Raw genomic sequence first — 13520 nt, 5'->3', positions numbered from 1 at the left:
GAGGCTGCGAGTGTCCCGGTTCTGGAGTTACGTGCGCTTCCAGCTGATGATGTTCGTCTTCGGCATCGTGGGCCCGATTTTCTTGATCGGTTACTTCGCCGCGCAGCCCGACCCGACGCTGAAATGGATGTACTGGTGGGGGCTGTTCATCACCGCAGCGGATGTGCTGTTGGCGTTATGGGCGACCAGCGCACTGGACCGCAGCACGTCCGACTATGACCTGGCGCGCCGGTTGGAGCTGGCAGCGCGGTTGGGGCGTCAACGGTCTGATCCCGAATAACGCAGCGCCGCAATACCTATCAGCAGTGCACCGGCCAGCGCCCAGCATGCCAGGACAGTGATGGAGCCGGCAGCGGTCGCGCCGGAGAAGGGTTCCGGGAAGTAGGCCGTCGACCGGAGCAGGGTCGCGTTGGCGCCTTGGGGAAGCAATTGTCCGAAGGCTCCCCATCCGCGCGGCAGGAGTTCCGGTGCACCGGCGAGGCCAGACAGCGGGTTGCCGAGCAGTACGCCCACCGCGGCGGCGATGCCGATACCGGCGCGTCCGAACAGTGATCCGAGGCCCAGCACCGGCAGTCCCATCGCGAGTACACCGAGCAGCAGGCCGGCGCTGACGGCCCAGAAGTGGGCGTCGATGGAGCCGAACGCGAAGCGCAGCAGTGTGGTGATGGTCAGCGTCATCAGTACCGCCGCGGTGGCGAACGCACCCAGGCGGAGCCAGGGCCGATTCGGGAAGGTCAGTAGCAGTGCGGCGGCGGGCAGAATGCCGGCCAACGTGAGGGGCAGTGCGGCGGCCGACAACCCGACTCCGCGCGGGTCGGTGCTCGGCAGTGGGGCGGCGTCTTCAGTGGCTACCGGCACGCCGGAATGCTGCGACAGTGCCGCGCCGATCTGGCTGAGGGACTGGGCGATCATCGGACTGCCACCGCTGGCGATCAGCACCGTGGGGCCCTGCGGTGTCACAACGACGCCGCCGTAGACGTCGCGGCGGGTGATCGCCTCACGCAGTGCGGCTTCGTCACCGTAGTTGGTGACGAGGAAGCCTCCGGGTGCGCTCTGTGTCAACCGTTCTTCGATCTGTGCGGCGGACGCGGCCGGGCCGGCGACCCCGATCGGCACGTCGTGTGGGGCGGACTTGGCGGCGGGCAGGGCGAACGCAATGAACACCACCGCCAGGGCCGCGGTCAGACCCAGGATGATCCGGGCGGCGTGGCCCAGGGGTGAGCTCGGGTGCGCGGGGGCGGCGTGCCGACTGGGCGCGGGAACGGTGTTGGTGGCCATCTCACGACTCTTTTCACCGACGGTTGAATTACTGAGCGCAGCGTAACGCGACGAGCCGATCTTTTCAACAGTCGGTGAAATGTTAATGTCGTCTCATGCCCTCACCTGCGCCGACCTCGAGGAGACGGGGCCGCCGGCAGGGGAGTCCGGTATCCCGCGAGGCGGTGTTGACCGCCGCCAAACAACGGTTCGCCGAGCAGGGTTACGAGAAGACGACGCTGCGCCAGATCGCCACCGACGCCCACGTCGACCCATCGATGGTGCTGTATCTGTTCGGTTCCAAGGACGGCCTGTTCCGGGAAGCGATGAAGCTGATCATCGACCCCCAGCGATTGGTCGACGCCATCGCCGGCGGCGGCGCCGACGATCTCGGTACCCGACTGGTGCGTACCTATCTGGGCATCTGGGATGACCCCGAAACCGGGGCCAGTATGGTGGCGATGCTCTCGTCGGCGACGTCCAACCCCGACGCGAACCAGGCGTTTCGCGACTTCATGCGCGAGTACGTCCTGACCGCGGTCTCCGGCGCACTCGGCGGCGGGCCGGACACCAGGCTGCGCGCGGTGCTGGCTGCCACGAACATGATCGGGACGGTGTTCCTGCGCTACATCATGCGCGTGGGTCCGCTCGCAGAGGTGTCCACCGAGGAGGCCGTGCGGATGATCGCCCCCAGCGTGCAGCGTTACCTCACCGCCGACGTCGACGAATTGGGCCTGCCCGACGGCTACAGGCCGTGAGTGTCGTGGGGTGCCGGGAAATCCGGGCGGTGACGCACCTGATTTCCGCCGGCACGCTTCGCCTCGTACATCGCTGAATCGGCAGCCCGGACCAACCTTTCGACCAGGTTCGCCTCGAGCTGAAGGGAACCGCCCGCCAGCGGAGCGCCACAGGTGCCGACGCTGGCCGTGACCGGGTAGGGCAGCGCTTCGATCGCGGCGCGCACCCATTCGGCCCGCGGCGCCGGATCCGCCGCACTGTGCCGATCGGCGATCACGAATTCCTCGCCGCCGATCCGACCGATCACCGCGGTGTCGCGGGAGTTCTCCCGCAGCGCCGCAGCCACACTGATGAGGGCTTGGTCGCCCGCGGCGTGTCCTTGAGTGTCGTTGAGCTGCTTGAACTCATCGAGATCGACCAGGGTGACCACGAGGTAGCGGTTGCTCGGGGCACTGTCTTGCATCTGGAGCTCGTGTGCTGCGCGATAGAACGCGCCCCGATTCAGCAGACCGGTGAGCGGATCAAAGCCCGAGTTCCTCAGGTCGCTGCGCAGGGAATGCGCCAGGGAATGGATGCCGAACGGCACTCCGACGTTGAGCGCGATGACGATGAGGAAAGCCGATGCGGCCAGCGCGACGTCACCCGTGCCGTGCAGGAGCCGACAGGCGCCGATCACTGCGCAGGCCACGGCGGCGCCGAGGTTGACCGTCATCAGGGCGACGGTGTGGAAATAGGCCACGAAGCCGCCGATGATGGCGAAGGTGGTGCAGCCCATCAGCGCGGCGTACGGGTCGGACTGGGACAGGCACGTCACTGCGATGACCCCGATCGCCACCATGGAAAACAGCATCGATTGCCGGCGGGTCGGCCAGCGCCGCAGCCACAACACCCCGCTTGCCGCCGCGACCAGCGACGAGATCAGTGACACCCCGATGGTGACGGGTCGGTCGGGGCCGGTGGGGCTGGCGATCAGGACCACCGGAATGAGCGCAAGCAACACCGTGAACACGAAGGTGGTGGCCCGCCAGCGTGATTGCAGACCACGATCACGCAGGTAGGCGCTGAACCAGTCGAACTGATCGGGTTGCCGCCACCATCGCTCGGCCGACACGACCATCAACAACTCCTGTGAAACGCTCGACCACCGGACCTTACCAGTGCGTCAAAACGTCCAACGGCTACAGACCGTGGACCCCTTTGTAGAGCACCATCACGCCGATCACCACCAGAATGCACGCCACCAACGCTGCGTTGTGCTTCTCCATCCAGGTCTTCACCCGGGTCAGGGTCGGATCCAGGCGCGAACCGGAGGCCACGTAGGCCAGAATCGGCAGCGCCACGGTCGACGCCGACAACACGACGAAGACGAAGACGGCACCGGTGCTGGCGCCGCCCAGTCCCGAGGTGCCGATCGCCAAACCGGCTGCCGCGCAGATGAACAACACCTTGGGATTGGCAACCGTCAGAAGGGCCCCGAGCGCCAGGGCTTTTCCGGGGCCGGCTTCGGTCAGGTGGCGTGCACCCGGCATCTGGTGCGGCTTGGAATGCCGCGTCGCCCAGCGAAAGATGCCGAACACGATCAGTGCGGCGCCGACGACAACGCGCAGCCACGATGCCCAGGTGGGTGGTTGGTCGTGCATGCCACCGAGCAGACTCGAGATGGCCAGGAACAACGCGGTCAGCCCAGCGAGTCCGGCCACCCACCCGGCGAGGAAGGCCAGGCCGGTTGGTTTCGGGCGCGGGGTGTGCAGCACCAGAACCGCGGGAATGATCGACAGCGGAGACAAGGCCACGACCAACGAGAGCGGAACAAGCTCTGTCAGTGCCGAACCCAAGCTGGTAGCCACGCCATGAACCTAGTGTCTGGGCAGCGGCCGTGCAGCCACTGTGTTCGTATTGCTCGTGTGGTTCCACACCGAATCGGAGGTTGCCGCATGACCCAGATCCACCTCGGCCACATCTTTCACATCGCCGGTGCCCCGACGGTCAGCGACGCAGCCGATGCGCTGGTCTCCATACCCGACGGTGCGCTGGTGATCGACGACGCGGGCGCCATCGTGTTCTGCGGCGACCGTGCGACTGCGCTCGACCGGCACGATTCCGCGACGGTGCACGACCATCGGCCGGGCTACCTGCTGCCCGGTTTCGTCGACACCCATATCCATTTCCCGCAGACCTATGCCGGCGACTCCTACGGTGGCGGGCAGCTGCTCGAGTGGCTCGATCTGTGCATCTTCCCGGCGGAGTCGCGGTTCGCCGACCCCGAGTTCGCCCGACGAGCCGCCGTTGAGTTCTGTGATCGCCGGGTCGCGGCGGGCACCACGGCGGCCCTGGTTTTCGGCTCGGCGTTCCCGCACGCCCAGGACGCGCTGTTCACCGAAACACAGCGCCGCGGCCTGCGCCTGGTCAGTGGTCGCGGCATCCAGACGGTAGGACCGGAATCGGCGGCGGCGCTGATCACTTCGGAGGAGGACGCCATCCGGCTGACCCGCGACGAGATCGACACCTGGCACGCCGCCGACACCGGGGACGTCGACACCGCCTTGCTGCATGTCGCGATCGTGCCCCGGTTCTCGTTGGCGGTGACCACCGAGACGCTGAGAAACCTTGGTGAGCTCTACGATTCGGTCCGTCATCGCGGTGTGTACGTGCACACCCACCTCAACGAGAACAACCGCCCCGGCACGGGCGAAGTGGACAGCACCAAACAGGCCTACCAGGTGGACTCATACCTGGACACGTACGACGGCAAATTCCTGCCCGGGTCGAGTGTCGGCGGCAAGAGTCTGCTGGGCCGTCGCACCGTCCTGGCGCACTGCGTGCACTGCCAGGACGCCGAACTGGAGCGTATGGCAGAGACCGGGACCTCGATTGCGCACTGCCCGGTTTCGCAACTGTTCCTCGGGTCGGGCACCATGCCGTGGAAACGGACCGTCGCGTCCGGGGTGAACATCTCCGCCGGCACCGATTTCGGTGGTGGCGACGAGTGGCTGATCCCGCGGGTGCTCGGAGACGCCTTCAAGGTGCACATCACCGAACCCGACGGGGTGTCCATGCAACCCGCGGAGATGCTGTTCCTGGGAACCCTTGCCGGTGCACGGGCCCTCGACATGGAGAACCGCTTCGGTAACTTCGACCCGGGCAAGGAAGCCGATTTTGTGGTCGTCGATCCTTCCGCAGTACCCGCGCTGAATTCGGCGCTCACCCACGGAGTGCGCTCCGGTGATCCCCGATTGGCAAGAGATCAAACGCTTTTCGCCCTGCTGATGAGACTGCGGGAAGCGGCGATCGTGCAGGTGTATGTCCAGGGGCGCCGGATCGCCGCGGGTTCGGCAGAACCGACGTGAGCACGCCCGCCACCGTTGTCAGCGTGTTCCACCAGGCTGGTGATGCGGTGGACTTCGATACATGGGCCGGGGATGTCGTGCATTCGGCCCGCTCCGCGGCAGGCTTTCGGTCGGGTCAGATCGCGCTGCATGACGCCGCATATCTCGACTGGGCCGTGGCGCTGACGTTCGACGACGACGCACAGTTGAACGCGTGGCTCGACGGCCCCGACCGGGCAGCGGTATTGCAGGCGGGTAACGCGCGCGGTTACTACTTGCGGACAACGGATCTCGTGATGGTGGACGGCCAGCCCGGTCCCACCGGAGTCGACGCCTTTCGCCACGCGGTGTCACCGGGACGCGAGGCGGACTTCGCCGCAGCTCAGCGAGGGCTCAACGAGGCCAGCGCCGGGTATCCGGGGTTCGAGGGTGCCGCGCTGTTCGGGCCCACCGTCGGCAACGAGTGGTTGTCGCTGGTGCGATACCGCACTGCAGAACAGCTTTCAGCGTGGAAAGCGTCCGTGGAACGGGCGCAGGCGCTGACCCCGCTGCGTTCGGTGCTCACCGAGGAATTCGCCCCGCTGACCTCTACGACACCATTCGCGACAACCGTGCGTATCGAGAACGGTCGCACACTCATGACGCCGAACTGGAAGTCGGCCATGATGGTGCTGCTCGTGCTCTATCCGACCGTGATGCTCTTGTCGCGATTCGCCGGTCCGTTCTTCGACGAATGGGGCGCGCCGCCGTGGCTCGCGCTCTGGCTGAGCCAGGTGCTCAGTATCTCGCTGATGCAGTGGTGGCTGATGCCGTGGGCCACCACACCCTTCAAGCGATGGCTGGACCCGGTCGACGGCCGTGGATGGCGGACCGGCTGCGCGGGAGCGTCCGTCATTGTGGCCGGTTACGCCGCGACGCTGGTGCTGTTCGCCTCCGTGCACTGGTTGCAATTCTGGGATTACAACAGCTGATTCGGCGTCACAGGATCACCACCGAGCGCAGGACTTCGCCGGTGTGCATTTTGTGGAAGGCGTCTTCGATGTCGTCGAGGCTGATGCGTTCGGAGACGAATTTCTCTAAGGGGAGCCGGCCCTGCAGGTAGAGGCTGATGAGGGTGGGGAAGTCGCGCTCGGGTAGGCAGTCGCCGTACCAGGAGGATTTCAGTGCGCCGCCGCGGGAGAAGAAGTCGACCAGCGGCATCTGCAGTTGCATGTCCGGGGTGGGCACGCCGACCAGGACGACGGTGCCGGCCAGGTCGCGGGCGTAGAAGGCTTGTTTCCAGGTTTCGGGGCGGCCGACGGCGTCGATGACGACGTCGGCGCCGAACCCGCCGGTCAGATCCTGAATCGTCTCGACCGCATCCAGTTCGGCGGCGTTGACGGTGTGGGTGGCGCCGAATTCGCGTGCCCAGGCCAGTTTCTTGTCGTCGCGGTCGACGGCGATGATGGTTTTGGCGCCGACCAGGGCGGCGCCGGCGATGGCGGCGTCTCCGACCCCGCCGCAGCCGATGACGGCCACGGTGTCATCGCGGGTGACGGCGCCGGTGTTGATGGCCGCGCCGATGCCGGCCATCACCCCGCAGCCGAGCAGGCCGGCGACGGCGGGGTCGGCTTGGGGGTCGACTTTGGTGCATTGGCCTTCGTGGACCAGGGTTTTTTCGACGAAGGCGCCGATACCCAGGGCCGGGGACAGTTCGGTGCCGTCGGTGAGGGTCATTTTCTGGGTGGCGTTGAAGGTGTTGAAACACAGGTGCGGGCGGCCGCGTTTGCAGGCCCGGCATTGTCCGCAGACCGCGCGCCAGTTGAGGATGACGAAATCACCGGGTTCGACGTTGACCACTCCGTCGCCGATGGCTTCGACGGTGCCGGAGGCTTCGTGGCCGAGCAGGAAGGGGTAGTCGTCGTTGATGCCGCCGTCGCGGTAGGTCAGGTCGGTGTGGCAGACCCCGCAGGCGATGATCTTGACCACCACTTCACCCGGGCCGGGGTCGGGGATCACGATGTCGGTGACCTCCACCGGAGCACCCTTGGACCGAGAAATCACACCACGCACCGTCTGACTCATGCCTGAACGTCTCTTCTTTCTGTGTTCGTGTTCGATGGCACCGAGGCGGCGGCGGCCCTCGGTGCGGTCAGTGTCCGTACTGATGCGGAACGGGAATACGCACCACGAGAAGACAATCCGATGCCACGGCGCCGTTGTTGGCGAACCGGTGCGGGACCTCGGCATCAAGGCGGATCGAGTCGCCCGACTCGAGCTCGGTCACCGTCTCGTTGATGTGGACCGTCAGCGTCCCGCTCTGTACGACCACCACTTCCTGTCCTTCGTGACGCACCAGCTCCGAGCCGGTGTGTGAACCCGGCTCCAGGTGAAGCGATGCCACCTCCAGTCCGTGCTCGCGGCTGCGCTGGATCACCCGGCGCACCACTCCGCGCCCGATCGTCAGCTGTTGCTGCTCGTCGTAGCGCACCAGTGAAAGGCTTGGCGCTGAGGACGATTGGAACAGCTCACCGACAGCGACACCCATGGCCGAGGCGATGGCCACCAGCGATCCCACCGACACACCGGTCTTGCCGCGCTCCAGCATGGACAGCATCGAAACACTCAGTCCGGTGGTGGTGGAGATGTCGACGAGGGTCAGGCCCCGCTCAGCGCGAACACGCCGGATCTCGGCGCCGAGCCGTCGGGTTGCGAGCTCCGATGCAGACTCCGCGTCGGGGGAGGCGGGTCGACGAGCCGGCTGAGGGACGAGGCCGGTGAGGGAGGGCTCGCCTGGGGATGAGGCGCTTTCGCCACCGACGCTCATGTACCTCCTCAACATTCGGCCAGGATCGACTGCAGTACGACTGGAACGCGGGGTCCACACTGTGCACCGCGGGTTGGCGGCATGCGGGGGAACGCGCCAACCCGCGGGCAGCTCAGCGGGGAACCCTCAGCGGGCGCCCTCAGTGCGCGACACCGAAGAACAGTTCTTCGAGCGCGCCCTCGGCCAGCAGGGACCGAGCGTCTGTTGCGGGTCCGAGCGTGCCGTCCGACATGAAGTGCACCTTGTCCACGGCGGGCAGGCAGATACGGGGGTGCTCCTCGATGATCCACAACACCCCGGCACCTTGGTCACGCAACCGCTGGATGTCGGCGATGCGTTCCCGCACGATCAGCGGGGCCAATCCGGTGGTCGGTTCGTCGAGCATGAGCAACGCCGGTGAGCCCACCAGAGCGCAGGCGATGGCGAGCATCTGCCGTTCGCCGCCGGACAGGGTGGCTGCCGCCTGGGTGAACCGCTCATTCAACCGGGGGAACTGAGACAGCACCTGTTTGGTGATGGCACGGCTCTCGGCGAGGCTGCCGCGGCAGGACACCTGCAGGTTCTCGCCGACGGACAGCTCGGGAAAGACATTGCCCTGCTGGGGTACATAGCCGATGCCGCGCTTGGCGATGGCGTTCTGCGGGACTGCCGACAGATCCTCGCCCTTGAACGTCAGTGACCCACCGTGCAGGGGCAACGACCGCGCAATGGCCTTCATCAACGAGGACTTGCCCGCGCCGTTGGGGCCCACGATGGCGACGATCTCGCCTTCGGCCACCGAGAAGGTGGCGTCGCGAACGACGGTCAGTGGGCCGTAACCGGTGCTCAGACCGCGAGTTTCAAGCAACATCGGATTCCTCCGCTCCTCCGAGGTAGATGCGTTTGACGTCGGGGTCATTGCCGATCTGATCCGGTGTGCCCGAGGCGATCACGGCACCGTGCTCGAGCACGTGCACCCGCGCCGCCAGGCCGAGGACGAAGCTGAGGTTGTGGTCGATGACCAGTACGCCGATACCGCGCGCCGAGATGTTGCGGATGATGCCGGCCAGAGTCTCGATCTGGTTGACCGTCATGGCCGCAGCGGGCTCGTCGAGCAGCAACATCTGCGGCGAAAGCGCCAGTTGGCGCAGGATCTCGACGAGTTTGGCGTCGCCGGGGGACAGGTCGGCCATGGACCGGTCCCCGAGGTGGGCGGCATCCGCCTGTTCCAGCTGCGCCCAGGCGGCGTCATGCGCCTCGGAGCGGCGGCGCCGGTCCTTCTTCCACTGCAGGAACGGCGTCCACGGGTAGTCCAACTCGGAACCGCCGGTGGCGAGTGCGATGTTCTCCACCACTGTCATGGATTTGAACCCGACCGGCGTCTGGAATGTGCGGACCAGGCCGGCGCGGGCCACCTTGTGCGCCGGTAGCCCGGTCAGATCGGTGCCGCCGAACTGGACTTTGCCGGTGTACGGCGTGCCGAAACCCGAGATGACGTTGAACAGGGTGGTTTTGCCCGCGCCGTTGGGTCCGATCAGCGCGGTGATCTCCTCGCCGGAGACCTTGATGTTGACATCCCGCAGGGCGCGCACCCCGCCGAATGTCTTGTTGACGCCGATCACTTCCAGATCGGCTGCTGCCTTGCTCATGCGCGGTCCCCGTTCAGGATCGGCTGCTTGGTGGTCTGCTCTGCCGATGCGGCCGCTGCTGCGGACGCGGAGGCCGGCCGGGGGTAGCGCTTGCGCAGTCTGGCGAAAGTGCCGCTCTCGGAGAGCAATCCGTCTGGGCGCCACCTCAGCAGCGCGATGAGCAGCACGCCCACCAGCAGCGGGTGAGCTGCGGCGTGCAGGTTGGCGTACTCGTGCGGAACCTCGACCAGACGCACCATCTCACTGACCGCGGTGAGCAGCAGTGCGCCCACGATCGGACCGAACCGGCTACCCAGGCCGCCGATCACCAGACCAGCCCAGATGGTGAACGTCAGGCTGGAGCGGAACGCCGAGGGCACCAGTGCTTCCAGAATCCACGCGTAGGCCGGTCCGACGAACAGGCCGCAGAGCAGGCCGACGGTGCCGTAGGTGGTCAGCCGCAGACTCTTGATGGACTTGCCCATGGCCAACGCCAGCGGCTCGTTGTCCCGGGCTGCCCGCAGACTGGCCCCGTACGACGATGTGGCGATACGGGAGCAGATCATCCACAGCACCGCGGCCATCAGGATGACGAGCAGCAGGCGGATGTAGGGGTAGGCCGCGTAGGTGAACTGCATCTCGAAAGGCTTTACGACCGAGGTCAGACCGAAAGTGCCGCCCGTGAGGTCCTTTTGGATGATGATCACCTGCCGGATGATCTCGGCGAAGGCGAAGGTGGTGATCAGGAAGTACTCCCCGCGCAGCCGCAGGGCGGGCCACCCGATCAGGACGGCCACCAAGGCGGTGATCAGAGCAGATCCGAGCATGCCCGCCCAGAACGGCAGGCCGAGTCCCGGTACCGCGGAGTCCGGGGAGGTGGTCAGAAGAACGTAGGAGTACGCGCCGACGGCGATCAGACCGGCGATACCCAGGTCCCACATGCCGCCCCAGCCGGCTTCCAGGTTGAGCAGTTGGCCGGCCATCACGAACACGAACGCCAGTGTGGCGATGGTGACGACGAATTCGATCGAGATCACGCTGCCGCCTCCTTACGGGACTGGAAGGAAAAGAGTCCTTGCGGGCGGATCAGCAACACGATGATCAGGATGGCGAATGCCACCACCGGCCGGTACGTGGTGTCGATGACCAGGGCGCTGAGGTCCATCACCACACCGAGGACCAGCGCGGCGGCGATGACCCCCAGGATGTTGCCGGTGCCGCCGAGCACCGCGGCGGCCAGCACGAGAAGGATGTAACCCCAACCGGATTCGATGGACACCGAGCCGAGGATGCCGGTCATGATGCCGGCGACGGCCGCCAGGGCGCCCGAGATGAGCCAGACCGTGGTGCTGACGCGCCCGATGGCCACACCGCGGATCTGGGCCAGCTCGCGGTTGGAGGCCACCGCGCGGATGTCGCGTCCGACGCCGGTGCGTCCGAGCAGCAGCCACAGCCCGCCGATCACGGCCGCGGCCACCAGCAGCAGAACGATCTCACCCGGGGCGACGTCGAAGGGACCGATGGGCTGCGCCGCACCGAGATTGATGTTGAACACCCGCAGTTCGGTACCGAAGACCGCGATCATCACGCCGTAGGTCACGAAGGCCAGGCCGACCGAGGTGAACAGCAGTACGTTACCGCCGCGATGCTTGACGGGATCGAACAGCAGTCTGCCGCAGACTGCCGCGATCACCGAAGTGAGGACGATCGCGCCTGCGATACCGGCGACGACACCGAAGATCTCGCCCAGGGCCAGCGCGATCAGCGCGCCCAACGCCATGAACTGACCGTGTGCGATGTGGAGGAAGCGTTCGGTGTTGCGCAGCAGCGCGAATCCCGACGTCGCCACCGCCAGCATGCAGCCGGTCAGCAGTCCGAACAGCAGATTGTTCAAGAGATGTTGCCTTTCTCGATGTCGTGCCGGTTGGTGGGGCGGTGATGCGCCCGCCCCACCAACGGTGGTCATCCCTCGGCGCGCAGGGACGGGTCGACCTCGATCTGGTCGCCCGGGGTCCAATCGCCGTTCTGGACGGTGAGGATGGCCAGCAGCGGTGACTCGAGGTTGCCGAACTCGTTCATGTCCAGCGTGCTCGACGCACCCTGGAAGTTGATGTCCTCACCCGCAGCCAGTGCGTCCTTGCCCTCTTGGAAGGAGTAGACCTCCTTGCCGGGACCGCTGGCCACCTCGATGATCTTGCCGGCCACGTCGGCGCCGGTGGTGCTCTTGGCCGCCTCCATCGCCAGTGCGAACAGGATGTACTGGTCGTAGTTGTTGGCGTCGTACATACCGGGTTCCGGCTGGTCGCCCGTGGCCGCGGTGAAACGCTCGGCGTAGGACTTGTACGCGGGGCTGGCAGTGTCGAAAGCGGTGAGGGCGGCGGAGAATTGGTCGGAGTTCGACAGTGCCGCCACCTCATGGGTGATCAGATCGGGGGAGACGTAGATCGGCTTGTCGTAACCGCGGCGCTCGATCTCCCGCAGGATGGGGATACCGGCCTCGACACCCGTCCCGACGTACAGCGCGTCCGGATTGCCTTCGAAGGCCTTGGCCACTTCACTGTTGTAGGACGACGCTCCGGGTTCGATGGACACACGGTTGATCGTGCCGCCGGTCTTCTTGAACGCCTCGGTGGCGACTTCGGCAGGCCCGGAGGCGCCTTCGGTGTTCTGCACGATCATGGCGAGGTTCTTCACGCCGGCGTCGCGGGCGACCTGAGCGACGATGATGCCGGCGTCGCTGTCGGAGGCGGCGACGCGGAAGGAGAATTTCCCACCCTTCGCGTCGAGGAAGGTGGTGCCGCAGGAGGAGCAGATGTTGGGGAGCTGACGCTGCTGGATCTGATCGAAAAGGGCTACCTGGCCGTCGGATTCGAGGCTGCCGAGCACGTCCACGTTGCTGACCGAGGTGAGCTTGGAGAACCCGGCGACGGCGCCGTCGACCGTGGAGCGGTTGTCCTCGGTGACCAGTCGGACGTTGCGGTCCAGTACGCCGCCCGCCGCATTGATCTCCTCGACGGCGATGTTGGCTGCGGCGATGGCAGGCGGGGTGAACGGCGCGTAGCTACCGGTGACGCCGATGAGTTGACCGAAGATGATGTCGCCGCTGGCGGAATCGCCGCCATCACCGCCGCTACCGCTGCCGCCGCTGCGATCGCCGTTCTCGGCGCATGAGGTCAGCACGAGTGCCAGAGCGGCAGCCGCAGCCAGGACCGTGGTGCAGGACTTCAACTTCATTCAATGACCTCCAAGAACGGGCGGGCAGGACTTGCTGTCCGAGTGAAACCTGATGCCTCTACTGCCGCCGAGCGTACAATCTGGTTGAAAATTATTCGCTCAATCTCGTTACAGCGGCGTTAATCTTCTCGCCCGGTTCCACGTCGGAATTCAAGATGGTTGAAAGACTAAGGGAATGTGACCCAGATCGCAAGAGGGGGTGCGCAGTGAGGCCGCGGGGACTCGACTATGCCATATTCGGGCTGTTCAAGAGGGTTTACGGCGGCGGATACGTGCGATCGAATCCCCCTTCGGAGGACTGACGGGGCTCCCGGAGGACGGGTTAATTGTTGTGAGCGCCACCTAAGTCCCACCGAAATAGATTTCATCTCTGCTGAATGGCTGTGCGGTGAATCCGAGAGTGGGTGTCATGCGACCGATCATGCGATTTGCCGGTCGTCTCCCACTGCGCAACGGTGCGTTCGGGTTCCGTTGTATTGGTGAAAGACGCTGCCCAGCCTGCATTTAGGGATACCGGAAACGAACCGGGGCCACCGTGCTCAGACCGTGATG

At 65.9% G+C, this 13520-nt stretch carries 14 protein-coding genes; 4 read left to right on the top strand and 10 right to left on the bottom strand.

Annotated elements, in window-relative coordinates; translation table 11 throughout:
- Positions 1 to 10 precede the first annotated feature (10 nt).
- Positions 11 to 280 carry a hypothetical protein gene (locus tag NL241_RS29190; RefSeq protein WP_487694086.1) on the top strand — a complete coding sequence of 90 codons (270 nt, stop codon included), beginning with the start codon at positions 11 to 13 and terminating at the stop codon, positions 278 to 280.
- On the opposite strand, the gene NL241_RS29185 is transcribed toward NL241_RS29190, so the two are convergent.
- Positions 259 to 1278, bottom strand: coding sequence for an ABC transporter permease (locus NL241_RS29185; protein WP_494395771.1), 1020 nt, complete (start codon positions 1276 to 1278; stop codon positions 259 to 261). The genes NL241_RS29190 and NL241_RS29185 overlap by 22 nt on opposite strands.
- Positions 1279 to 1373: 95 nt before the next feature.
- Here NL241_RS29185 and NL241_RS29180 point away from each other — a divergent pair, with 95 nt between their 5' ends.
- Positions 1374 to 2015, top strand: coding sequence for a TetR/AcrR family transcriptional regulator (locus tag NL241_RS29180; protein ID WP_494395770.1), 642 nt, complete (start codon positions 1374 to 1376; stop codon positions 2013 to 2015).
- Here NL241_RS29180 and NL241_RS29175 read toward each other — a convergent pair.
- Both NL241_RS29175 and NL241_RS29170 read right to left on the bottom strand, forming a co-directional pair.
- A complete protein-coding gene (locus NL241_RS29175) occupies positions 2003 to 3112 on the bottom strand; it encodes a GGDEF domain-containing protein (RefSeq protein ID WP_494395769.1) in 1110 nt (369 codons plus the stop codon). The two genes, NL241_RS29180 and NL241_RS29175, sit on opposite strands and share 13 nt — an antisense overlap.
- A 61-nt stretch (positions 3113 to 3173) precedes the next feature.
- Entirely contained in the window at positions 3174 to 3842 is a 669-nt protein-coding gene (locus NL241_RS29170) for a GAP family protein (protein WP_487694092.1), read from the bottom strand.
- Between the two features lie 87 nt (positions 3843 to 3929).
- On the opposite strand from NL241_RS29170, the gene NL241_RS29165 reads away from it, so the two are divergent.
- Both NL241_RS29165 and NL241_RS29160 read left to right on the top strand, forming a co-directional pair.
- Positions 3930 to 5342 (top strand): guanine deaminase, encoded by a 1413-nt coding sequence (locus NL241_RS29165; RefSeq protein ID WP_494395768.1) that lies wholly within the window; start codon positions 3930 to 3932, stop codon positions 5340 to 5342.
- The gene (locus tag NL241_RS29160; protein ID WP_494395767.1) at positions 5339 to 6292 is read left to right on the top strand and encodes an antibiotic biosynthesis monooxygenase; all 954 of its coding nucleotides are present in this window, start codon (positions 5339 to 5341) and stop codon (positions 6290 to 6292) included. The genes NL241_RS29165 and NL241_RS29160 overlap by 4 nt, the downstream gene beginning before the upstream one ends.
- Before the next feature lie 7 nt (positions 6293 to 6299).
- Here NL241_RS29160 and NL241_RS29155 read toward each other — a convergent pair whose 3' ends face one another.
- The 7 genes from NL241_RS29155 to NL241_RS29125 form a co-directional block, all read right to left on the bottom strand.
- Positions 6300 to 7385 (bottom strand): S-(hydroxymethyl)mycothiol dehydrogenase, encoded by a 1086-nt coding sequence (locus tag NL241_RS29155; protein ID WP_494395766.1) that lies wholly within the window; start codon positions 7383 to 7385, stop codon positions 6300 to 6302.
- Positions 7386 to 7452: 67 nt separating this feature from the next.
- Positions 7453 to 8127, bottom strand: coding sequence for a helix-turn-helix domain-containing protein (locus tag NL241_RS29150; RefSeq protein ID WP_494395765.1), 675 nt, complete (start codon positions 8125 to 8127; stop codon positions 7453 to 7455).
- Between the two features lie 139 nt (positions 8128 to 8266).
- A complete protein-coding gene (locus NL241_RS29145) occupies positions 8267 to 8977 on the bottom strand; it encodes an ABC transporter ATP-binding protein (RefSeq protein WP_487694096.1) in 711 nt (236 codons plus the stop codon).
- Positions 8967 to 9755, bottom strand: coding sequence for an ABC transporter ATP-binding protein (locus tag NL241_RS29140; protein WP_487694097.1), 789 nt, complete (start codon positions 9753 to 9755; stop codon positions 8967 to 8969). The genes NL241_RS29145 and NL241_RS29140 overlap by 11 nt, the downstream gene beginning before the upstream one ends.
- Positions 9752 to 10771, bottom strand: coding sequence for a branched-chain amino acid ABC transporter permease (locus tag NL241_RS29135; protein WP_487694099.1), 1020 nt, complete (start codon positions 10769 to 10771; stop codon positions 9752 to 9754). The genes NL241_RS29140 and NL241_RS29135 overlap by 4 nt, the downstream gene beginning before the upstream one ends.
- Positions 10768 to 11628: a branched-chain amino acid ABC transporter permease gene (locus NL241_RS29130; protein ID WP_487694101.1), complete on the bottom strand. Its 861-nt coding sequence runs from the start codon at positions 11626 to 11628 to the stop codon at positions 10768 to 10770. Before NL241_RS29130 ends, NL241_RS29135 begins: the two co-directional genes overlap by 4 nt.
- Positions 11629 to 11696: 68 nt before the next feature.
- Positions 11697 to 12968 carry an ABC transporter substrate-binding protein gene (locus NL241_RS29125; protein ID WP_494395764.1) on the bottom strand — a complete coding sequence of 424 codons (1272 nt, stop codon included), beginning with the start codon at positions 12966 to 12968 and terminating at the stop codon, positions 11697 to 11699.
- Positions 12969 to 13520: the final 552 nt, after the last annotated feature.

Source organism: Mycolicibacterium sp. SMGY-1XX (assembly GCF_059132455.1).
This window is presented reverse-complemented; position numbering and strand designations above follow the sequence as displayed.

Excerpts from the sequence above, each read along its gene's own strand:
- NL241_RS29150 (WP_494395765.1), bottom strand. The coding sequence starts at position 8,127 with ATGAGCGTCGGTGGCGAAAGCGCCTCATCCCCAGGCGAGCCCTCCCTC.
- NL241_RS29155 (WP_494395766.1), bottom strand. The coding sequence starts at position 7,385 with ATGAGTCAGACGGTGCGTGGTGTGATTTCTCGGTCCAAGGGTGCTCCG.
- NL241_RS29180 (WP_494395770.1), top strand. The coding sequence starts at position 1,374 with ATGCCCTCACCTGCGCCGACCTCGAGGAGACGGGGCCGCCGGCAGGGG.
- NL241_RS29140 (WP_487694097.1), bottom strand. The coding sequence starts at position 9,755 with ATGAGCAAGGCAGCAGCCGATCTGGAAGTGATCGGCGTCAACAAGACA.
- NL241_RS29165 (WP_494395768.1), top strand. The coding sequence starts at position 3,930 with ATGACCCAGATCCACCTCGGCCACATCTTTCACATCGCCGGTGCCCCG.
- NL241_RS29185 (WP_494395771.1), bottom strand. The coding sequence starts at position 1,278 with ATGGCCACCAACACCGTTCCCGCGCCCAGTCGGCACGCCGCCCCCGCG.
- NL241_RS29145 (WP_487694096.1), bottom strand. The coding sequence starts at position 8,977 with ATGTTGCTTGAAACTCGCGGTCTGAGCACCGGTTACGGCCCACTGACC.
- NL241_RS29175 (WP_494395769.1), bottom strand. The coding sequence starts at position 3,112 with ATGGTCGTGTCGGCCGAGCGATGGTGGCGGCAACCCGATCAGTTCGAC.
- NL241_RS29125 (WP_494395764.1), bottom strand. The coding sequence starts at position 12,968 with ATGAAGTTGAAGTCCTGCACCACGGTCCTGGCTGCGGCTGCCGCTCTG.